At 67.0% G+C, this 19793-nt stretch carries 19 protein-coding genes; 8 read left to right on the plus strand and 11 right to left on the minus strand.

Translation table 11 applies throughout. The annotated features are described in order from the left end of the window. Together EXV95_RS23620 and EXV95_RS23625 are read right to left on the minus strand one after the other, a co-directional pair. Nucleotides 1–852: a plasmid replication/partition related protein gene (locus tag EXV95_RS23620; RefSeq protein ID WP_176888727.1), complete on the minus strand. Its 852-nt coding sequence runs from the start codon at nucleotides 850–852 to the stop codon at nucleotides 1–3. 85 nt (nucleotides 853–937) lie between these two features. After that, nucleotides 938–2005 (minus strand): transporter, encoded by a 1068-nt coding sequence (locus tag EXV95_RS23625; RefSeq protein ID WP_255484851.1) that lies wholly within the window; start codon nucleotides 2003–2005, stop codon nucleotides 938–940. 121 nt (nucleotides 2006–2126) lie between these two features. Between EXV95_RS23625 and ppk2 the strand changes: the two genes are divergently transcribed. Next, entirely contained in the window at nucleotides 2127–3041 is a 915-nt protein-coding gene (ppk2, locus tag EXV95_RS23630) for a polyphosphate kinase 2 (protein ID WP_176888728.1), read from the plus strand. A gap of 59 nt (nucleotides 3042–3100) precedes the next feature. Here ppk2 and EXV95_RS23635 read toward each other — a convergent pair whose 3' ends face one another. Both EXV95_RS23635 and EXV95_RS23640 read right to left on the minus strand, forming a co-directional pair. Continuing rightward, on the minus strand, nucleotides 3101–3859 hold the full coding sequence (locus EXV95_RS23635; RefSeq protein ID WP_176888729.1) for a LytTR family DNA-binding domain-containing protein: 759 nt from the start codon (nucleotides 3857–3859) through the stop codon (nucleotides 3101–3103). Beyond that, the gene (locus tag EXV95_RS23640; protein ID WP_176888730.1) at nucleotides 3840–5138 is read right to left on the minus strand and encodes a sensor histidine kinase; all 1299 of its coding nucleotides are present in this window, start codon (nucleotides 5136–5138) and stop codon (nucleotides 3840–3842) included. Before EXV95_RS23640 ends, EXV95_RS23635 begins: the two co-directional genes overlap by 20 nt. 52 nt (nucleotides 5139–5190) lie before the next feature. Here EXV95_RS23640 and argH point away from each other — a divergent pair, with 52 nt between their 5' ends. Both argH and EXV95_RS23650 read left to right on the plus strand, forming a co-directional pair. Then, the gene (gene argH / locus EXV95_RS23645; protein ID WP_176888731.1) at nucleotides 5191–6660 is read left to right on the plus strand and encodes an argininosuccinate lyase; all 1470 of its coding nucleotides are present in this window, start codon (nucleotides 5191–5193) and stop codon (nucleotides 6658–6660) included. Nucleotides 6661–6701: 41 nt separating this feature from the next. Further along, a complete protein-coding gene (locus EXV95_RS23650; protein ID WP_121419270.1) occupies nucleotides 6702–7691 on the plus strand; it encodes a Bug family tripartite tricarboxylate transporter substrate binding protein in 990 nt (329 codons plus the stop codon). Between the two features lie 328 nt (nucleotides 7692–8019). On the opposite strand, the gene EXV95_RS23655 is transcribed toward EXV95_RS23650, so the two are convergent. Genes EXV95_RS23655 through EXV95_RS23670 form a run of 4 tightly spaced genes read right to left on the minus strand, consistent with a single transcriptional unit; the run spans nucleotide 8020 to nucleotide 11066 of the window. Further along, nucleotides 8020–9021 (minus strand): GlxA family transcriptional regulator, encoded by a 1002-nt coding sequence (locus tag EXV95_RS23655; protein ID WP_176888732.1) that lies wholly within the window; start codon nucleotides 9019–9021, stop codon nucleotides 8020–8022. Nucleotides 9022–9058: 37 nt separating this feature from the next. Continuing rightward, nucleotides 9059–9694 (minus strand): DJ-1/PfpI family protein, encoded by a 636-nt coding sequence (locus tag EXV95_RS23660; protein ID WP_176888733.1) that lies wholly within the window; start codon nucleotides 9692–9694, stop codon nucleotides 9059–9061. Continuing rightward, entirely contained in the window at nucleotides 9633–10481 is an 849-nt protein-coding gene (locus EXV95_RS23665) for a carbon-nitrogen hydrolase family protein (RefSeq protein WP_176888734.1), read from the minus strand. Before EXV95_RS23665 ends, EXV95_RS23660 begins: the two co-directional genes overlap by 62 nt. Nucleotides 10482–10496: 15 nt before the next feature. Beyond that, complete coding sequence (locus tag EXV95_RS23670) at nucleotides 10497–11066, minus strand: cysteine hydrolase family protein (RefSeq protein WP_176888735.1); 570 nt, start codon at nucleotides 11064–11066, stop codon at nucleotides 10497–10499. 308 nt (nucleotides 11067–11374) lie between these two features. On the opposite strand from EXV95_RS23670, the gene EXV95_RS23675 reads away from it, so the two are divergent. After that, nucleotides 11375–12445 (plus strand): PHB depolymerase family esterase, encoded by a 1071-nt coding sequence (locus EXV95_RS23675; protein WP_176888736.1) that lies wholly within the window; start codon nucleotides 11375–11377, stop codon nucleotides 12443–12445. 100 nt (nucleotides 12446–12545) lie between these two features. Here the strand turns inward: EXV95_RS23675 and EXV95_RS23680 are convergent, their stop codons facing one another. Further along, a complete protein-coding gene (locus EXV95_RS23680; RefSeq protein WP_121419276.1) occupies nucleotides 12546–13646 on the minus strand; it encodes an AI-2E family transporter in 1101 nt (366 codons plus the stop codon). Nucleotides 13647–13698: 52 nt separating this feature from the next. After that, nucleotides 13699–14751 carry a phosphoribosylformylglycinamidine cyclo-ligase gene (gene purM / locus EXV95_RS23685; RefSeq protein ID WP_176888737.1) on the minus strand — a complete coding sequence of 351 codons (1053 nt, stop codon included), beginning with the start codon at nucleotides 14749–14751 and terminating at the stop codon, nucleotides 13699–13701. Between the two features lie 184 nt (nucleotides 14752–14935). On the opposite strand from purM, the gene hda reads away from it, so the two are divergent. The 4 genes from hda to folK all read left to right on the plus strand — a co-directional run bounded on the left by hda (nucleotide 14936) and on the right by folK (nucleotide 18572). Then, nucleotides 14936–15634 (plus strand): DnaA regulatory inactivator Hda, encoded by a 699-nt coding sequence (hda, locus tag EXV95_RS23690; RefSeq protein ID WP_176889164.1) that lies wholly within the window; start codon nucleotides 14936–14938, stop codon nucleotides 15632–15634. Between the two features lie 39 nt (nucleotides 15635–15673). Beyond that, complete coding sequence (locus EXV95_RS23695; protein ID WP_176888738.1) at nucleotides 15674–16393, plus strand: HAD family phosphatase; 720 nt, start codon at nucleotides 15674–15676, stop codon at nucleotides 16391–16393. Between the two features lie 62 nt (nucleotides 16394–16455). Beyond that, entirely contained in the window at nucleotides 16456–18048 is a 1593-nt protein-coding gene (gene pcnB, locus EXV95_RS23700) for a polynucleotide adenylyltransferase PcnB (protein ID WP_176888739.1), read from the plus strand. Beyond that, nucleotides 18045–18572: a 2-amino-4-hydroxy-6-hydroxymethyldihydropteridine diphosphokinase gene (gene folK, locus EXV95_RS23705; protein WP_176888740.1), complete on the plus strand. Its 528-nt coding sequence runs from the start codon at nucleotides 18045–18047 to the stop codon at nucleotides 18570–18572. Before pcnB ends, folK begins: the two co-directional genes overlap by 4 nt. Before the next feature lie 200 nt (nucleotides 18573–18772). Here the strand turns inward: folK and EXV95_RS23710 are convergent, their stop codons facing one another. Beyond that, complete coding sequence (locus EXV95_RS23710) at nucleotides 18773–19762, minus strand: tripartite tricarboxylate transporter substrate binding protein (RefSeq protein ID WP_176888741.1); 990 nt, start codon at nucleotides 19760–19762, stop codon at nucleotides 18773–18775. Nucleotides 19763–19793 lie beyond the last annotated feature (31 nt).

Here is a 19793-nt window from a genome sequence, read left to right on the forward strand (position 1 = left end):
TCAGAACGGCGCGCTGCCTTCTGGCAGTGCCGCCTGCAATTGCGCCACTTGCCGACGCAGCTCGGTGTTCTCTGCCGTCAGTTCTGCCACGCGGGCCCGCAGGGCCTGCAGTTCATCGGCGCCCGCTTCAGCGCCCGGGCTGGTGTCCTTGGCCTCAGGGCTCTCGTCCGATGGCGCTTCTTCGCGTGGCTTGCGCTTGTTGAGTTCGCGCACGCGCTTGGCGGCCTGCTTGAGTTCGTCCTTGCCTGCCACGACGGCTGCCACTTGCTCTTCGGCCGGCAGGGTGGCCACAGCCGCTGCGGCATTGATGGAGATGGTGCCGGACTTCACGGCCGCCACCAGTTCCGGTGCGGCCTGCTTCTGGATTTTTTCGATCATCACCACCTGGCTGCTGCTCAGGCGCGCGGCCTTGGCAATGGCTTCGCGGCTGTCCAGGGGCGAGGGTGCGGGCAGGGCGGCCGCAGCTTCGGGGGTGTCAGGGGTGGTGGTGGCCGCTTCGGTGTCTGTGGACGTCGTTGCGCGGGCCTTGCGGTCGGCCATGATCTCGCGCTTGCGCAGCGCCAGTACACCGCGCTGGAAATCCGATACGCTGCGGCGTCCCAGGTGCTGGTCGATCATCCACAGGTGCACGTCTTCCATCGACTGAAAGCGCGGGTTCTGCACCGTCTGGAACGGCAGGCCATGCTTTTGGCAGATGCCATAGCGGTTGTGGCCGTCCACCAGCACATCGCCCCACAGCACCAGCGCGTCGCGGCAGCCTTCGGCGAGGATGCTGCGCTCCAGCGCCTCGTGTTCGTCGGGGGTCAGGGGTTCGATATAGGCTTTGAGTTCTTCGTTGACGACGATGTTCATGGCAGGGCAGGCAATCGGGAGCGGGGAAGGGGCGCGATTGTAGAGGCCCCGGCAAGAGTCCTGGGCCAGGGCGGCGCCATGGGCACTACTGGTCTCGCGTGCCCCGCAGCGCCAGCCAGCCCGCTACCGCAGTAAAGGCCGCCACCACGGCCACGATGATCCAGAAACCATGCCCGTTGTCGGCCAGCGGTACGCCGCCCACGTTCATGCCGAACAGGCCGGCCAGGATGTTGATGGGCAGGGCCAGCACGGTCACCACCGTCAGCACAAAGAGGCTGCGGCTGTTGGCTTCCTGCACGCTGGCTGCGATCTCTTCCTGCAGCAACTTGATGCGCTCTTGCAGTCCCTGCATGTCGCGCAACACCACCGAGAACTCTTCCGTGGAGTCGCGCAGCTCCTGCGCATCGTCCGGGCCCATCCACGCCGGGGGATGCTGCAGCAGGCGGAACAACGCCGCAGGCTCGGGCGCCAGCAGCCGCTGCAGGCGCACCAGCAGGCGCCGCAGCACACCCAGGCGTGCGCGTTTGTGGTCCAGGCGCCCGGCCAGCAGCGCGTCTTCCACGTCGTCGATGCGCTGCGTTACGCCGCGCACGATGTCCACCAGGCCCGAGGCCTGCGTGCGCATCAGCTCGGCCAGCAGGGCCACGCTGGAGCAGGGCGCATTGCCGCTGCGCACGGCGGTGCGCAGTGCGTCCACCGACCGCAACGGGCGCGTGCGCCCAGTCACCATCAGGTGCGGCGCCACGCTGGTCCACAGGGTGGCGATGTCCGAGGGCTCGAACGCAAAGTCAAAGTGTGCGTCGTTGAGCACCGCGATCAGCGTGTCGTCGTCGCGCTCGATGCGGGTGGACACAGAGCGGTCCTTGAGCGCGTCAAAAAAGGCTTCGGGCAGATCGGCATGCCGCTCCATCCAGCGCACGGCCTGCGCGTGGCTGAGGTTGAAATGCAGCCACAGGAACTGCCCTTGCGGTGCGGCTCCTGATGGAATGTTTGCCAGCCACTGCGCCGCCTGCACGGTATCGACCTCGCGCGGCGCGGTGTTTGCGGCGAGCAGGTAGCCGCAGATGAGCCCGGCGGCATCACCCCCATAGTTCAGGCTGTTGCCTGCAGGCGCAGCGTTGGGGCGGTGAGGGGCGGGGGGAGCGGAGGGCACGGGCCTGCATCCTGGCCGCTGCACATGACATGGCCGTGACAGATCACGCCCGTGTCACGGTCCTGTCACTTGGCGGTACCACCATGGCGCCATCTTTTTTTTTGCACCGCCGGACGGCACCATGTTCCACAGCAACACCCTTGACACCCAGGAGCTGATGCAGCGCATCGCCAACGACCTCATCGACAGCTACGACGAAGAGCTGGAGCTGGAGATCGAGGACCGCAATGTGGACGACATCGGCGCGCCGCAGCCCACCGACCGCCTGGCGCGCCAGCAGTATTTCAAGGATCTGTTCGAGTTGCAGGGGGAACTCGTCAAGCTGCAGGACTGGGTGCAGCACAGCCGCCAGAAGGTGGTGATCCTGTTCGAGGGACGGGATGCAGCCGGCAAGGGCGGCGTGATCAAGCGCATCACCCAGCGCCTGAACCCGCGCGTGGCCCGCGTGGCCGCGCTGCCCGCACCGAATGACCGCGAGCGCACCCAGTGGTACTTTCAGCGCTATGTAGCGCACCTGCCTGCGGCCGGCGAGATGGTGCTGTTTGACCGCAGCTGGTACAACCGTGCGGGCGTCGAGCGGGTGATGGGCTTTTGCACCGACGACGAATACGAAGAGTTCTTCCGCACCGTGCCCGAGTTTGAAAAGATGCTCGTGCGCTCGGGCATCACACTCGTCAAATACTGGTTCTCCATCACCGACGAAGAGCAGCATCTGCGCTTTCTGGGCCGCATCCACGACCCGCTCAAGCAGTGGAAGCTCAGCCCCATGGACCTGGAAAGCCGCGTGCGCTGGGAGGCATACACCAAGGCCAAAGAGACTATGCTGGAGCGTACCCACATCCCCGAGGCGCCTTGGTGGGTCGTGCAGGCGGTGGACAAGAAAAAGGCCCGCCTCAATTGCATCGCCCACCTGCTGTCGCAACTGCCCTACCAGGACGTGCCCCACCCGACCGTGGTGCTGCCCGAGCGGGTGCGCAACCCCGAATACCTGCGTCAGCCGGTGCCCGCGAGCATGTACGTGCCCGAGGTGTATTGAGGAATTGCTATTAAATTAATAGCTATCTGCGCTTGTCTATCAAGCGCTAGCGGCCAAAATTAGCGCGCCAGCTCCTCTCGCACGGCCGCGACTTGCCGGCGGGAGACCGCCAGCAATTCGGTGGATCCCTGCAGCCGCACCGCCCAGCCTTCGCCTTCTTCGGGGTCGTAGTGTTTCTCCAGTGCGCGCACGGCGCGGCGGGCCACGAGCGCATTGCGGTGGATGCGCAGGAAGCGCGGGGCGAACTTGGTTTCTATCTCACTGAGCGAGCCGTCCATGATGTAGCTGCGGGTGGTGGTGCGGACGGTCACGTACTTCTGCTCGGCCTTGAAGTACAGCACCTCGGCCAGGGGCAGGCGTTCGGTGCGGCCCCGGTCCTGGATCAGCAGGGTTTCGCCTTCGGGCAGGCTGGGCGCTTGGGCGGGTGCGGGAGGGCGTGCGCTGCGCTGCACCTTGGCCAGTGCCTGCTGCAAGCGTTCGCGGCGCACGGGCTTGGTCAGGTAGTCGGTGGCGTCCAGCTCGAACGCGCTCACGGCGTGGTCGGCGTGGGCGGTCACAAACACCACCGCAGGGGGCTGGGGCAGGGTCTGCAGGGTGTGGGCCAGGGCCAGGCCGTCCTGGCCGGGCATGTGGATGTCGAGCAGCACCAGGTCAAAACCCCGTCCGCCCGTGGGCCCCAGCAGTGCCATGGTTTCGCTCGCGTTGGAGGCCTCGGCCACCGTCATGCGCTGAGCGGGCTGGGCCTGGGCGCAATCGGCCAGCAGGGTCCGCAGGCGGCTGCGCGCAAGGGCTTCATCGTCAACGATCAGGATGTTCATGGTCTCTCAAGGGGCTGTTGTTGTCGTTGGGGCTGTCCACCATGCGGCGCTGTAACGGCGCCGCGCGGCTGCCATGGCGGTTGCCGGGGTTGCCAGAACTGCGGCGCGCGGGCGGTGCTGTGCTGCGCCCACCCCGGGGGCGGGGCTGGGGGTCGGGGGCGGGCAGGGTAATGCGCACCTGGTAGAGGCCGTCCTGCACGCCAGCGGTGAATTCGCCCTGCACATCGTGCAACAGCGCCAGCCGCGCACGCACATTGGCCAGCGCAATGCCGTGGCCCCGGGGCGCGGTGTCTTCGCCATTGCCGTGGCCGTTCTTGCCTTCCTTGGGGGGAAGGGTGTTGGTAATGCGCACCACCACACGGCTGCCGCGCAGCTCGGTCAGCACGCGGAGCTTGCCACCCCGGTCGCTGGGCTCCACGCCGTGTTTGACAGCGTTTTCCACCAGAGGCTGCAGCAGCAGTGGGGGCAGGCGGGCGCCGTCGGTGCGGGGGTCCAGGTTCCACTGCACCTGCAGGCGTTTGCCAAAGCGCACCTCTTCGATGCCCAGATAGCGGCGCGCGAGCGTGATTTCTTCGGCCAGCGTGGTCGATTCACCCTGCTCGATGAGGGCGACCCGAAACAGGTCGGACAGGTCTTCCAGCAGCGATTCGGCCTTGGCCGGTTCTTCGCGCACCAGCGCGATCGCGCTGTTAAGCGTGTTGAACAGAAAATGCGGGCGGATGCGTGACTGCAGCTCCGTCAGGCGTGCCGTGGTGGCTGCGGGCGTGCGGCCCCGCGCGCGCAGCACCAGCGCGGCCACCAGCATGGCTGCCAGCAGCGCACCCGTGGCGGCGCTGGCCAGCCAGGGCGCAGAGGTGGGTTGCGCCACCAACGCCAGCATGCCGCAGGCATAGGCCCCGGCCAGAGCACCCAGCAGCACGCCCGCCAGGTATTGCTGCACGGTGGTCAGGCGCTGCAGCACGGTCTTGAGGCTGCAGGCCGTGACCAGCCACAGCAGCGTGGCGGGCAGCGCACCGCCCGTCAGCAGCGCCAGGGTGGCCAGCCATTCCACAGGGTTGCCCGCCCCATACATCGCGCCCACGCCCACCACCAGCTCCACGAACAGCACGGCCCGCAGCACCACGCCCACCTGGCAGGCGTCAAACACCAGGGCCCGCCCGCGCGGCGGCTGGCCGCCCGGCCCGGCGCCAGCGGCCGCCCGCACGCTGCGCGCAGACCTTTCTGGCGGGCCAGAATCGGGCAGCGGGGGCTGGGTCGATAAAATTTGCGTGTTTTGCATTGCGGCGCCCGGGTTGTCCGGGTGTCTGAACCTCCGGATTATTGCCCTCCTTATGTCCAAAGCCCAAGCCACCAGCGCCGACTCTGCGCCGTCCCACAACCAACTCGACACCAAGGCCCAGGCCTGGTCGGCGTTGTTTTCCGAGCCCATGAGCGACCTGGTCAAGCGCTACACCTCCAGCGTGTTCTTCGACAAGCGCCTGTGGCAGGCCGATATTGCAGGCAGCCTGGCACATGCCGAGATGCTCGCCGCGCAGGGCATCATCTCTGCCTCCGACCACGCATCCATCCAGCGCGGCATGGCGCAGATCACGCAAGAGATCGAATCCGGCGCGTTCGAATGGAAGCTCGACCTCGAAGACGTGCACCTGAACATCGAAGCCCGCCTGACCCAGCTGGTGGGTGATGCCGGCAAGCGCCTGCACACCGGCCGCAGCCGCAACGACCAGGTGGCCACCGACGTGCGCTTGTGGCTGCGCGGCGAGATTGATTTGATCGGCGACCTGCTCAAAGAGCTGCAGGTGTCGCTGGTGGATGTGGCCGAGCAGAACGTCGAGGTGATCCTGCCCGGCTTCACCCACCTGCAGGTGGCTCAGCCGGTGAGCTTTGGCCACCACATGCTCGCCTATGTGGAAATGTTCAAGCGCGATGCCGAGCGCATGGCCGACGTGCGCCGCCGCACCAACGTGCTGCCCCTGGGCAGCGCGGCCCTGGCCGGCACCACCTACCCGCTGGACCGCGAGCGCGTCGCAAAAACTCTGGGCATGGAGGGCGTGTGCCAGAACAGCCTGGACGCCGTGAGCGACCGCGACTTCGCCATCGAATTCACCGCCGCCGCCAGCCTGTGCATGGTGCACGTGAGCCGCTTGAGCGAAGAACTCATCATCTGGATGAGCCAGAACTTCGGCTTCATCAAGATCGCCGACCGCTTCACCACCGGCAGCTCAATCATGCCGCAGAAGAAGAACCCCGATGTGCCGGAACTGGCGCGCGGCAAGACCGGCCGCGTGGTCGGTCACCTCATGGGCCTGATCACGCTGATGAAGGGCCAGCCCCTGGCCTACAACAAGGACAACCAAGAAGACAAGGAGCCGCTGTTCGACACCGTGGACACGCTCAAGGACACGCTGCGCATCTTTGCCGAGATGGTGGGCGGCCAGCTGAACCCCGCCACGGGCCAAAAGGAAGGCGGCATCACCGTCAACGCCCAGGCGATGGAGCAGGCGGCCCTCAAGGGCTACGCCACGGCCACCGACCTGGCCGACTACCTAGTGAAAAAGGGCCTGCCCTTCCGCGACGCGCACGAAACCGTGGCCCATGCGGTGAAGGCGGCCACCTCGCACGCGTGCGACCTGTCGGAGCTGCCTTTGACGGTGCTGCAAGGCTTTCACCCCGCCATCGAGAAGGATGTGTACGAGTGCCTGAGTCTGCGTGGCTCGCTCAACGCCCGCAATACGCTGGGAGGTACGGCTCCAGCACAGGTGCGTGCACAGCTGGCGCGCCATCGCGCACGCCTGGCCTGATTTTTGCGGTGCCCATTGCATATCCCTTTGGAGCTTTTGCCATGACCCCATCCCGCCGCAGCCTGTTGTCCCGTCTTTTGCGCACCAGCGCCTTTCTGGGGGCTGCGCTGACCGTGGGGCTCGCGTCGGCGCAGTCGGCCAAGCCCATTCGCCTGCTGGTGGGGTTCCCGCCCGGCGGTGGTTCGGACGCCATTGCGCGCACTTTGTCCGAGAAGCTTAAGGACGAACTGGGCGTGCCAGTGGTGGTGGAAAACCGCCCAGGCGCCGGGGGCCAGATTGCGGCCCAGGCGCTCAAAGCGGCAGTGCCCGATGGGACCACGCTGTTCATCACGCACGACCACACCATCTCCATCCTGCCCCAGGTGGTCAAGAACGCTGGCTTCGACCCGGTGCGCGACTTCGTTCCCGTCGGTGGCTTTGCCACCTTTGTGAATGCATTCGCCGTCTCGGGCGGCACGCCCGCCAAGTCGTTCGGCGACTACGTCAACTGGGTGCGCACGGCGGGTCAGGGCAAGGGGGCCGTGGGCATCCCGGCACCGGCCTCCACCCCCGAATTCCTGGTCAAGCTGATCGGGCAGAAGTACCAGATCGACCTGGTGTCCGCCCCCTACCGGGGCAGCGCGCCCATGATGGCCGACATGCTGGGCAACCAGATCGGTGCAGGCGTCGCCTCAGTGCAGGATTTCATCGAGAACCACAAGGCGGGCAAGGTGCGCGTGGTGGGCGTGCTCGGCACCAAGCGCCAGGCCGCCATGCCCGATGTGCCCACGTTCGACGAAATGGGCCTCAAGGGCTTTGAAGACCTGCCGTACTACGGCATATACGCCCCCACCGGCACACCGCAGAAGTTCATCACCGAGTTTTCCATCGCCCTGTCCAAGGTGGTGGCGATGCCGGATGTGCGTGAGCACCTGACGGCCATGGGCCTCACGGTGGGCTACATGACACCGCAGCAGCTGGCCACCCGCCAGGCGGCCTACACCGAGGCTTGGACGCGCATCATCAAGACCAGCGGGTTTGTGGCGCAGTAGGCCAGGGCGTGATTGGGGTGGTCATTCGAGCGGATGCCGCTGCATCCTCCAGTTCCTGAGAACGGTCGAATTGCGGAAATTCAAACTGCGGATTCACGTGCTTCAGATTTCTAAGGCTGGGCCGGGCCTTTGAATTCGTGCGCCGCAAAAGCCGTGACCCGGTCAAAGCGCTCCTCGGGCAGGGTGTCCAGGATCTGCTGCGGGCGCGGGGCCTGCAGACGTTCATTCTCATCGGCGCGATGGCTCTTTCATGGCCGTGTCTGTGCCGTCGCAGTGAGTGCCTTTTGGGGCTGTGGCCGAGACTGCGAAGCGGGCCGGTGCCCGCAGTTCAGTGCGCGCGCGCCCGGCCCGTACCCTGCGACGGCGTGCCTCCGCGCCCGAACTGGTGCCAGGCCCGGCGCAGCTGGGTGTCGGAGCTGAACCCCGCCATCAGCGCCGCCTGCGTCACGTTCTGGCCCGAGCGCAGCGCGGCCTCGGCCGTGGCCAGGCGGATGCGCCGCAGGTACTGCAGCGGGGCGATGCCCGCATGTTCCAAAAACAGCCGCGTGAGGTGGCGCGGCGAGGTGTGTGCCACCTCGGCCATCTGCGGCACGCTCCAGTCGGCCTGCGGTTGCTGGCCCACGGCGTCCTGCACGCGGTGCAGTGCGGGGTGCATGTGGTTGCGGTGGTGCAGAAACGGCGAGAACTGCGGGTCGTCCGGCCCCCGGCGCAGCCCGATCACCATGGCCTGCGCCACCTGCACCGCCACCGTGGGGCCGCAGATGTCGGAGATGCGGTGCAGCAGCAGGTCGATGCCGGTGGTCACGCCTGCGCTGGTGTAGATGGGGCCATCGGCCACGAACACGCGGTTGGCGGCTACGTCGCAGCGTGGGTCTACCAGGGCCAGCTCGTCCAGGTGCAGATGGTGCGTGGTGGCGCGCCGGCCGGTCAGCAGCCCTGCATGGGCGGCCAGCACCGCGCCCGCGCACACGGTGACCAGCTCCAGCTGCCCGGCCACAGGGCGCAGGCCGCGCAGCCAGTGCAGCAGGGCCTGGGCTTCGGGGCCGCTCACGTCGATGCGCTGGCCTGCCAGGCCCACCAGCACCACCCACGCGGGGCTGGGCAGTGTGTCAGGCAGCGGCGCCAGCCCGGTGACAGCGACCCCCACGGACGACATCGACTCGGGCGTGGGGCTCACGAAGTGCTGCACAAAGCGCTCTGGTTGGCCCAGGGCGACCAGGGTCTGGTTGGCAATGCGCAGCGCCTCGGCCGGGCCGGCCCAGTCCAGAACCAGGCTGCCAGGCAGCAGGGCGAAGTACACGTGGATGGGGGAAGGTGTGGTGTCCTGCATGACAAGTTCTTGAAAAAGGGGCCGCTCCCAAGGCGTTTTACGGCTCCCTGTTCCACGGGGTGTCCATCTGGCGGGCGGTGCGCTCCGCGAGTGCTGCGCCCGCCAGCCGGGTGACCAGGTGCAGGCTCATGTCAATGCCGGCACTGATGCCGGCCGACGTGACCAGCGCCCCCCGGTCTACCCAGCGCACATTTTCCCGCACATCCAGGGTGGGAAACTGCGCGCGCAGGTCGGCAATGTCCTCCCAGTGGGTGGTGGCAGGGCCTTCGGTCAGCACGCCTGCGGCTGCCAGGATGAACGCACCTGTGCACACCGATGCGGTGATCTGCGCACCACGCGCCGCCTGGGCCACCCAGGAGCGGGTGTCTGCGCAGGCCGCGGCGGCGTCCACCACGCCGCCGGGCACGATGAGCACATCGGGCGCGGTGGCGTTGGTGAAGTCCGCGTCCGGCAGCACGCGCAGGCCAGCGCGGGCCCGCACGGGGGCCAGGCTGCGGGCCACGCACTGCACGGCAAAGGGCGCGGGTGCGCCAGGCTGCAGGCGCTGCGCCATGCGCACGGCGGTGGTGAACACTTCGTAGGGGCCGCCCAGGTCCAGGGCTTCCACCTCGTCAAAAACGAGGATGGCGACTTGCAGGGGCTTTGGGGGTTTGATGGCAGATGGTGTGGTCATGGTGTCGTGCGGGGAGGGGGTGGGCAAACACATAACGCGGGTAGGTGCTGCGCGCCGTCGTTGTTGCGTTCAGGTCGATATCGACGGTGCAAAAGGGTTGTTCTGCCGTGGTGCGGGCGAGCAGGGCGCCATCGGGGCTGATGACCCAGCCTGCGCCGCCATAGGTGCCTGCGGTGTGGTCCGCGCGGTTGGACGACAGGCTGTAAGCGCCAGTGCGCACGGCCGCAACGGTGCCCACGGCCAGCCATTTGTCGGTGGTGGCGGCCGCTGTGGCGCGCGGCGACAGGATGGCCTGCAGCCCGCCCAGCGCCGCATAGTGGGCATAGATGTCCAGCGCCCAGAGTTCGGTGCAAATGTTCAGGCCGAAGGCCAGCGGCCCGGCGTTGAAACGGGGAAATGCTGCATCACCGCGCGTAAACCACTGGGCCTCCCAGCCACCCGGTTCATCGGGCAGGTGAAACTTGCGCCGCAGGGGCGCGTAGCCGGTCTGCGCGGACCAGAGAAAGCCTTCGTTCAAGCGCTGCCCGCCGACCGTGACAGGCCTCGCTCCCACCACCCAGTCGGCGCCCAGCTCGGGCAGGCGGGTCGCCCAGGCGTCGCTGAGTGCGACGGCAGCGCCCCAGCGTGCAGGATCGGCGGGGAGCGATTCCCACACCGGCTCGACAAAGGCGAACTCGGGCAGCAGCACCAGCTCGGATTGCGCGCTGCGGGTGTGGGCGCACAGTGCTACCCAGGCAGCTTCGAGCAGATGGGGTTGGTAGGGCAATTCGCAGACGGTGGCGCGCATGGTGTTCTCCGGTGGTCAGGCTGCGGCCGCTTCCAGGGCGTCCAGGGCTTCCCGCACGGTGCGCAGGGTGGCAAAGCGGCCCTGCAGCACCGTGGCGGTGCGGGTCTTGATGTCGGCGGCTGCCAGCGTCTGGCCGTCGGGTTGCACCATGTCCCAGGTCAAGGTGGCGTCGGTCACATAGTCCACCTCCCAGCCCAGGTCCGAGGCGTGGCGCGTGGTGGTTTCGCAGCATTGTTCGGTGCGGATGCCGCTGATGATGAGGCGCTGGATGCCATGGCGCGTCAGCCACACGTCCAGTCCCGTGCCCACCAGCGCGCTGTGGCGCGACTTGGTGAAGGTGGCGGCCGCCTCGAAGGGCGCCAAGCCATCGAGTGCGCGCACCTGGCCTGACACCTGCGAAAACGCATTCTCGGGCACTTCGGGGCCTTCGCTGTGGAACACCCGCACCACCGGCACGCCGCGCGCCACGCAGCCTTCGATCAGGGCGTTCTGGGCCTGCAGATAGGCGGGCAGGTCGTGCGCGGTGAAGTAAGGGCGGTGGCGAAAGGACTCCTGGACGTCAATCACAATCAGACATGTTTTCATGGTGTGCTTCTTTCGATGGATGGTTTGAAGCCTCTATTTTTATTACGCTGAGGCGTAGAGTCCGCGCCAGACGGGACAGGTTTCGATCAATTTACGCCTTCGGTGGAGTTCTTGGCGAGGTTTCACAGGGAATGGTGGGCAAGCGGGCCATGGGGTTGTCTGGAAAAGGCGAAAATCGCTGTATGGGTAATGTTTTGTAGCTATCAAATTGATAGTTGTGCGCGGTGAGCCGCATAAGCTGTTATGGTGATTAGGGTTTTCCCTAAATTTTTGCCCTCTACAGCCCACCCACTACACGACTCCTTGCCATGGCCAGACGCTCCCGCTTGTTTTCCCTGTCAGCGCTGACGCGGGCCTACCAGCGCAACCTGAAGGCCTTTGCCCGGGCGGCGCGCCCTGTGCGCGCCAAGGCCCCGGCTGCGCCGCGCCGGGTGGCGTCTGCGCCTGCGGTGCCAGCCCGGCGCGCGGCCAGCAAGCCCGTGCCCGCTCGCGGAGAGTGGGTCGGTGGCATTGCACCCGGGCCTGCGGGCGCGCGGCGCTACCACCTTTTCATCCCGCCAGGGCTGGCGCTGAAGGCGGACGAGAAACTGCCCTTGCTGGTCATGCTGCATGGCTGCGGCCAGACGGGGGGCGACCTGGCTGCAGCCACGCGCATGAACCGGCTGGCCGCGCGCGAGCGTTTTCTGGTGCTCTACCCCGAGCAGGAGCGCATGGCCAACGCCCATGGCTGCTGGAACTGGTTCGAGCGCCGCAACGGCAAGGCCCAGGCCGAGGCAGCCACGCTGCTGGCTGCGGTGGGCAAGGTGGCGCGCCGCTACCCGGTGGACCTGGCCCGTGTGGCCGTGGCAGGCTTGTCGGCCGGTGCCAGCATGGCCGTGCTGATGGCCGCGCTCTATCCCCAGCGGTTCTGTGCCGTGGCCATGCATTCCGGGGTGGCACCGGGCACGGCCGAATCGGCAGCCACGGCGCTGTCCGCCATGCACGGGCGGCGCGCTGCGCACCTGCCAGAGCCCCTGGGTGTCTCCCTCAACCAGGGCGCAACCCCTTCCGTGCTTCCGCTGCCGCCCCTGCTGGTGCTGCATGGCGATGCCGATGGTGTGGTCTCTGTGCGTAACGCTGCGGCCACGGCCCTGCTGTGGGCGGATGCGCTGGGCGCGCGGGCCGGAGCCTTGCGCACCCTGCAGCGTGGCCAGCGCCATGCCATGCGGGTGACCGAATTCAAGACCCGGGGCCGCACGGTGGTGGCGCTGCGCGAAGTGGCGGGGCTGGCCCACGCCTGGAGCGGCGGCGTGGCGCAATTGCCGTTCAGCGACCCGGCCGGGCCGGATGCCTCCGCCCTGGTGTGGGCCTTTGTGGCGCGGCAGTTTGCAAAAAAATGAATAAAAATAGGCTCTAGCGCTTATCTGTCAAGCGTGAGAAGCTATTAAATTTGTAGTGGATGTGGTGTTTGATGCTGCCGGTGGCAGCATCCATGGCCGGCTACACCAGCCGCGCTGCCACCAGTTCCTTCTTGAGGTAGGCATAAAACAGCGGGGCCGCCACCAGCCCGGCGGGGCCAAACACGGCCTCGGCCACGAACATCACGCTCAGCAGTTCCCACACGCCCATCTGCGTGCGGCGGCCCACCACCTTGGCGTTGATCACGTATTCGGCCTTGTGGATCAGGATCAGAAAGCCCAGGCAGGCGGCCGCCGCCAGCGGTGACACCGACAGCCCCACGATGGTGATGACCACGTTGCACACCAGGTTGCCCACGATGGGCACGAGCCCGGCAATGAACGTGAAGGTGATCAGCACGGGCGTGTAGGGCAGCTCCAGATTCCACAGCGGCAGCACAAACAGCAGGAACAGCGCGGTGAGCAGGGTGTTGAACGCCGCAATCCAGAACTGCGCGGCCACGATCTGCCGGAACGCCTCGCCAAACAGTGTGATGCGCAGCTTGAGCTGCTGGGCCAGCGGGCCGCGCGCGAGGGCTGGTGGGCGCACGGCCGCCAGCGCGCCGATGAGCAGGCCCACATAGGCAAACAGCAGCCCTGCCAGCCAGGCGCGCCCGGCCATGGCCAGCGCGCCGGCCTTGGCGCCCAGGTAGTTGGCGATGATGCGCTGGATTTCAGCCGCGCCCTCGGGCAGGTGGGCCGCCATGTCGGCAGGCAGCTTCAGGCGCAGCTCCAGCACCGTGCGCGCCATGTAGTTGAGCAGCTCACGGTATTGCTGCGGGGCATCGACCAGATAACCCCGCGAGTGCGTCAGTCCGGCGGCCAGCAGCGCCAGCGGCAGCAGCATGACCAGACCTGCCGCCACCACCTGCGCCACCCGCAGGCTGCGGGCGGAAGGTGTGGACTGGCGCTGCACCCGTCCCAGGCCCTGGGCAAACCAGCGCGTGAGGGCCCGCGTGAGCAGAAAGCCCAGGCACACGCACAACAGGCCCGGCAGCAGGCCGCGCCACATCACCAGCAGCAGCACGGCCGCCACCAGCAGGTAGCTGGCCACCACAACGCCCCGGGTCAGGGCGCGCGGTGGCAGCGTGGTGGGCTCTGGCGGTGCGGGGGCGACGGGGGCAGAAGGGGGGCGCTGCGCCATGCGCTGAAACTGGTCGTGTGCGGTGGGGTTGAATGAACGCGGGCGGGGGCGATCAGGCCACCACCACGGCGGCGCCTTCGGCGCGCGCAGCGATCGTGCCAATCGTGTACACCTGCTCGCCCGCAGCGCGCAGCGTGGCGGCTGTGGCCTCAGCGTTGGCGGCATCCACCACCACCACCATGCCAATGCCGTTGTTGAAGGTGCGGTTCATCTCGATGTCGTCGATGCCGGCGGTCTTTTGCAGCCAGGCAAACAGTTCGGTCTGGGGCCAGCTGCCCTTGGTCAGATGGGCGGCCGTGCCTTCGGGCAGCACGCGGGGGATGTTCTCCAGCAGGCCGCCACCGGTGATGTGGGCCAGGGCCTTGATCGGATGGACCGCCAGCGCAGCCAGCACGTTCTTCACGTACAGGCGGGTGGATTCCATGATGGCCTGCTTGAAGGGCTTGCCGTCCAGCGTGGCGGGCAGGGTGCCAGCGGCTTCGGCGCGGTCGATGCACTTGCGCACCAGGCTGAAACCGTTGGAATGCACACCATGGCTGGCCAGACCCAGCACCACGTCGCCGGGCTTGACGTCCTTGCCGGTCAGGATCTTGGACTTTTCGACCGCACCCACGGCAAAGCCGGCCAGGTCGTACTCACCGGCAGGGTACATGCCGGGCATTTCGGCCGTTTCGCCGCCGATCAGCGCGCAGCCGCTCAGTTCGCAACCCTTGGCGATGCCGCCCACCACGGCCGCAGCCGTGTCCACATCCAGCTTGCCGCAGGCGAAGTAGTCCAGGAAGAACAGGGGCTCGGCGCCTTGCACCAGCACGTCGTTCACGCTCATGGCCACCAGGTCGATGCCCACGGTGTCGTGCATGTTCCATTCAAACGCCAGCTTGAGCTTGGTGCCCACGCCGTCGGTGCCGGAGACCAGCACCGGCTCCTTGTAGCGCTTGGGCACTTCGAACAGCGCGCCAAAGCCGCCAATACCCGCCAGCACACCTTCGCGCATGGTCTTCTTGGCCAGGGGTTTGATGCGTTCGACCAGGGCATCGCCCGCGTCGATGTCAACGCCAGCGTCTTTGTAGGACAGGGGGGTGGGGGAGGTGGCAGAGGTGCTCATAGGGGGGCTCAAGGCAGGGACGGCACGGAACAGCGTGCGCAGCAGACTAAAATTTGCCCAGATTTTACGGGTTGCGCACCCAGTGCCACCCGCTCACCCCTTCACACCGCCCTGTTTTGTCCTTCAAGCCCATGCTGTTTCATGCCCCAACCCTCTGCCTGTGTGCCTGTGGGCGGCAGCCATGATGAAGCAACTGGCACTGGACATCGGCCTGGCCACAGGGCCCACGCTGTCCCGGTTTTATGCCGGCCCCAATGAGGCCGCCCTGCAACACCTGCGCCTGGCCGCCGGCGAAGGCAGCAGCGAGGCCACCCGCTCCCCCGTGCCCACCTACCTGTGGGGCGAACCCGGCAGTGGCAAGACCCATTTGCTCCAGGCCGTGCGCCAGGCCCTGCGCGAGCAGGGCTCCAGCGTAGGCTGGCTCGACCCGGCCGTCGCCGAACCCCCTGATTTCGACGAAAACTGGGCCGCTGTGCTCATGGACGATGTGCACCTGTACAGCACCGCCCAGCAGGCCACCGCGTTCAATTGGTTCGTCAACGCCATCAGCCCCGCCAGCGGCAGCCAGCGCTGGGTGCTGGCTGCTGGCAACCTGCCCCCGGCAGACCTGCCCTTGCGCGACGACCTGCGCAGCCGCCTGGGCTGGGGCCATGTGTTCCAGCTGCAGCTGCTGGGCGAGGCCGAGCGCCGCGCCGTGCTGCGCCAGGAGGCCGACGCACGCGGCGTGTTCCTGGGCGACGAAGTTATGGACTACATGCTCAACCGCTTCTCGCGCGACCTGGGCAGCCTCATGCAGCTCTTGGACCAGCTGGATGCCTTTGCCTTGCGCACCCAGCGCGCCATCACGATTCCCTTGCTCAAGACAATGTTGGAATCGGAATAACGCCGTGCCCCCACGCCTTTTTTTTACGTGTGAACCTGAATGACTTCTGAACCCCGCCGCCTGCGGCTTGCGCTGTTTGACCTGGACCACACGCTGCTGCCGCTCGACTCCGACTACGAGTGGGGCGAATTCACCATCCGCATCGGCTGGAACGACCCCGTGGAGTTCGCGCGCCGCAACGACGAGTTCTACGCCCACTACCAGGCTGGCACGCTCGATGTGCACGACTACGTGCGTTTTGCGACCGAGGCCGTGCGCCTGCGCGGGCCCGAGGCGGCGGCGGCCGCGCACCAGCAGTTCATGCGCGAGGTCATCACCCCCGCCATCCAGCCCCAGGCGCTTGACCTGATCCGCCAGCACCAAGTGGCGGGCGACGAGGTGCTGATCGTCACCGCCACCAACGAGTTCGTGACCACGCCCATCGCGCAGGCGCTGGGCGTTTCGCAACTGCTGGCCGTGCAACTGGTGCGCGACGCCAGCGGCTGGTACACCGGCGAGATCAACGGCATTCCCACCATGCGCGAAGGCAAGGTGCGCCGCATGGAACAATGGCTGGCCGAGCGGCAGCTCGGCTGGGCCGATGTCGAAAGCACTTTCTACAGCGATTCCATGAACGACGTGCCGCTGCTGGAGAAGGTGAACCACCCGGTTGCCACCAACCCCGACCCGCGCCTGCGCGCCCTGGCCCAGGAGCGCGGCTGGCGCATACTGGACCTGTTTGCGGCCGATGCCGAAACGCCTGCACCACCCGCTGAATGATGAGCGCCTTGCAGCCCCACCAGCCGCCGTTTCGTGCCCGACCCCCTGAAACCTTTCACTCCATGATCAAGAAGTTCCTAGACAAACTGATGGGCAAATCGACACCCGGCACCTCGGGCGGCAAGCCCCACTTTGGCAAGCGCGAAGAGGTGCCCGCCTCGGTGCACGGCATCAACCCCGAGCTGGTGGACCACCGCGCCGCCGAGGTGGTTGCCACGCTCAAGCACGCAGGTTTTGAGGCCTACATCGTCGGCGGCGCCGTGCGCGACCTGCTGCTGGGCCTGCGCCCCAAGGACTTTGACGTGGCCACCAACGCCACGCCTGAGCAGGTCAAGGGGCTGTTCCGCCGCGCCTTCATCATCGGCAAGCGCTTTCGCATCGTGCACGTGGTGCACGGCCGGGGCCGCGAGCACGAGGTGATCGAGGTCTCCACCTTTCGTGCCTACCTCGACAACGCCGCTGCGGGCCAGGTAGCGGGCAATGAAAAGACCAGCAAGGCGCAGCTGTCGGGCATGCAGCACGCTGTGGATGCCAGCGGACGCGTGCTGCGCGACAACGTCTGGGGCCCGCAGGACGAAGACGCCACGCGCCGCGACTTCACCGTGAACGCCATGTACTACGACCCGGTCAGCCAGATCGTGGTCGACTATCACAAGGGCCTGCAGGACGCCAAGAAGAAGACGCTGCGCATGATTGGCGACCCCGCCACGCGTTACCGCGAAGACCCGGTGCGCATCATCCGTGCCGTGCGCTTTGCAGCCAAGCTCAGCGGCCTGGGTTTCAGCATCGAGGCCAAGTCGGCCGCGCCGCTGGTGCAGTCGCAGGCGCTGCTGGCCGAGGTGCCGCAGAGCCGCATGTTCGACGAAATGCTCAAGCTGCTGCAAACCGGCCACGCCATTGCCACCATTGAACAGTTGCGCAAGCTGGGCATGGCCAAAGGCATCTACCCGCTGTTGGACGTGGCCGTGGAGCGCGCCGATACGCCGTTTGTCAAAGCCGCCCTGGTGGACACCGACCGCCGCGTCAATGAAGGCAAGCCCGTCGCCCCGAGCTTCCTCCTGGCCTGCGTGCTGTGGGAAGACGTGCGCAATGGCTGGCAGGCGCGTCTGAACCAGCGCCAGCACCCGCTGCCCGCGCTGCAGGAGGCCATCGACGAGGTGTTCGACAAGCGCATTGGTGATGTGTCCGGCCGGGGCAAACTGGCCGCCGACATGCGCGAGATCTGGGTCATGCAGCCGCGTTTTGAAAAGCGCGTGGGCAACACGCCGTTTGGCATGGTGATGCAGCCGCGCTTTCGCGCCGGGTTTGACTTCATGCGCCTGCGCGCCGATGTGGGCGAGGTCGAAGAAGCGCTGGCCGAGTGGTGGCAGGACTTCCAGACCGCCGATGACGAGCGCCGTGATGACCTGCTGGACCAGGCCAAGGAAGAACAGAAAGCCCGCCAGAAAGCGCAGCCCGTGGTCAAGCGCGTGCCCCGCGCTGCACCCGCCGCCGATCCGCGCGGCTTGCCCCAAGGGTCAGACGCCGGACCGGTCGACAGCGACGCTGAGTTCCCCTCCGAAGGTGGTGCCCCCAAGAAGCGCCGCCGCCGCCGTCGCAAGCCCGGTGGTGCGGGAGGCGGCGAAGGCGCAGCCCCTGCGGCGGCGGGCGAGTGAATCTGCCGGACCTCGGCGAGGAGGGCGAACGGCCCGCCCTGGTCTACGTGGGCCTGGGCGCCAATCTGGGCGAGCGTGAGGCTGCCTTGCGCAATGCTTTGGCGGCCATTGGCCAGTTGCCAGGCACCCGGGTCACACGCGTGTCGCCGCTCTATGGCAGCGCGCCGGTCGATGCCGGTGGGCCCGACTACCTCAATGCCGTGGCCGAGCTGACCACGGCCCTGGCCCCGCAGCCCCTGCTGCAGGCCCTGCAATCCATCGAACAAGCCGCTGGCCGCCAGCGCCCCTACCGCAACGCCCCGCGCACGCTGGACCTGGACATCCTGTGGTTTGGCGGCCAGGCCATCGACACCCCCGAGCTCACCGTGCCCCACCCTCGGATGGCCGAGCGCGCGTTTGTGCTGCGCCCCCTGGCCGATCTTGCGCCCGAGCGCGTGGACGCCGCCGCGCTGCAGGCCGTGGCATTGCAGGACATCCACCGGCTCGAAGGCCCGGGTTGGGCGGATGCGGTGGTGGGTAGATGATTTGCTCCTGAATCAGGAGCTGCTAGCGCTTTGTAGATAAGCGCTAGAGGCTAAAAAGCTTAAAAATATTACCCTGCGCGACGGATGGACCCGCACCGGATGAAACTGGCGCAGCCCAACGCCAGTGCCACCGTGGAACCGGCTTTGCCGGGCCACGGGTGGCGTCCCTCTTGGAGGTTGAGATACTGCCGCTCAGGGGGTCAATCCACCTTCGCCCCGGATGCCTTCACCACCTGCTGGTACTTGGCGCGTTCGCTGGCCATGAAGCTGTCGAACTGCTGCGGCGTGGTGGGTACGGGTTCGGCCAGCAAGGCGCCAAAGCGGGTCTTGGTTTCTGGCGCATGGAGGGCGGCTACAAAGGCCTTGTTCAGCTTGTCGATGATGGGCTTGGGCGTGGCTGCGGGTGCCACCAGGCCCCACCAGGTGTCGATGGAAAAGCCCTTGAAAGTAGCAGACAGGGGTGGCACGCCCGGCAGCGAGGGCGAGGCGTCCAGCGAGGTCACGGCCAGGGCCTTGAGCTTGCCGGCACGGATGTTGGGCGCGGCGGCCGCCAGGTTGTCGATGTTGAAGTCCACCTCGCCCGCCAGCAGCGCCAGCTGCGCGGGGTTGGCGCCGCGGTAGGGGATGTGCAGCGCAAAGATGCCCGCGCGCTGCTTGAACATCTCACCTGCCAGGTGGCCCGCGCTGCCGTTGCCGCCGCTGCCGTAGTTGAGCTTGGCGGGGTTGGCCTTGGCGTAGGCGATCAGGTCGGCCAGGGTGTTGATCTTGAGCTGCTCGGCTTTGGCGGCGTTGATGACCAGCACGTTGGGAACACGCACCATCTGCGTGATGCCCGCGAAGTCCTTGCCCGCGTCGTAGGGCATCTTGGCGTACAGCCAGGGGTTCACTGCGTGCGTGGCCGTGGCAGCGATGCCGATGGTCAGGCCATCGGGTGCGGCCTTCGCAATGGCGTCGGCACCAATGTTGCCGCCGGCTCCGCCCTTGTTTTCAATGATCACGGTGCCCAGCGAGTCGCGCACGCGCTCGGCCAGTGCACGCGCCGTCACGTCGATGGGCCCACCGGGTGCGTAGGGCACGACCAGCCGGATGGGCTGACCGGAGTCCTGCGCCAGCGCGACCGAGGCCGCAAAGGGGGATGAAAAAGCCGCTGCAACAGCGGCACTGGCGATGAGGTGGTTTCTGCGGTTCATGGTGCCATTGTGCAAAAAATAATAAGACTGC

Origin of the sequence: Acidovorax sp. JMULE5 (assembly GCF_013376875.1) — a bacterium.
GTDB lineage: Bacteria > Pseudomonadota > Gammaproteobacteria > Burkholderiales > Burkholderiaceae_C > Acidovorax > Acidovorax facilis.

Coding starts and splice junctions, on each gene's coding strand:
- EXV95_RS23620 (WP_176888727.1), bottom strand. CDS start 852: ATGAACATCGTCGTCAACGAAGAACTCAAAGCCTATATCGAACCCCTG.
- ppk2 (WP_176888728.1), top strand. CDS start 2,127: ATGTTCCACAGCAACACCCTTGACACCCAGGAGCTGATGCAGCGCATC.
- EXV95_RS23635 (WP_176888729.1), bottom strand. CDS start 3,859: ATGAACATCCTGATCGTTGACGATGAAGCCCTTGCGCGCAGCCGCCTG.
- EXV95_RS23640 (WP_176888730.1), bottom strand. CDS start 5,138: ATGCAAAACACGCAAATTTTATCGACCCAGCCCCCGCTGCCCGATTCT.
- argH (WP_176888731.1), top strand. CDS start 5,191: ATGTCCAAAGCCCAAGCCACCAGCGCCGACTCTGCGCCGTCCCACAAC.
- EXV95_RS23650 (WP_121419270.1), top strand. CDS start 6,702: ATGACCCCATCCCGCCGCAGCCTGTTGTCCCGTCTTTTGCGCACCAGC.
- EXV95_RS23655 (WP_176888732.1), bottom strand. CDS start 9,021: ATGCAGGACACCACACCTTCCCCCATCCACGTGTACTTCGCCCTGCTG.
- EXV95_RS23660 (WP_176888733.1), bottom strand. CDS start 9,694: ATGACCACACCATCTGCCATCAAACCCCCAAAGCCCCTGCAAGTCGCC.
- EXV95_RS23665 (WP_176888734.1), bottom strand. CDS start 10,481: ATGCGCGCCACCGTCTGCGAATTGCCCTACCAACCCCATCTGCTCGAA.
- EXV95_RS23670 (WP_176888735.1), bottom strand. CDS start 11,066: ATGAAAACATGTCTGATTGTGATTGACGTCCAGGAGTCCTTTCGCCAC.
- EXV95_RS23675 (WP_176888736.1), top strand. CDS start 11,375: ATGGCCAGACGCTCCCGCTTGTTTTCCCTGTCAGCGCTGACGCGGGCC.
- EXV95_RS23680 (WP_121419276.1), bottom strand. CDS start 13,646: ATGGCGCAGCGCCCCCCTTCTGCCCCCGTCGCCCCCGCACCGCCAGAG.
- purM (WP_176888737.1), bottom strand. CDS start 14,751: ATGAGCACCTCTGCCACCTCCCCCACCCCCCTGTCCTACAAAGACGCT.
- hda (WP_176889164.1), top strand. CDS start 14,936: ATGAAGCAACTGGCACTGGACATCGGCCTGGCCACAGGGCCCACGCTG.
- EXV95_RS23695 (WP_176888738.1), top strand. CDS start 15,674: ATGACTTCTGAACCCCGCCGCCTGCGGCTTGCGCTGTTTGACCTGGAC.
- pcnB (WP_176888739.1), top strand. CDS start 16,456: ATGATCAAGAAGTTCCTAGACAAACTGATGGGCAAATCGACACCCGGC.
- EXV95_RS23710 (WP_176888741.1), bottom strand. CDS start 19,762: ATGAACCGCAGAAACCACCTCATCGCCAGTGCCGCTGTTGCAGCGGCT.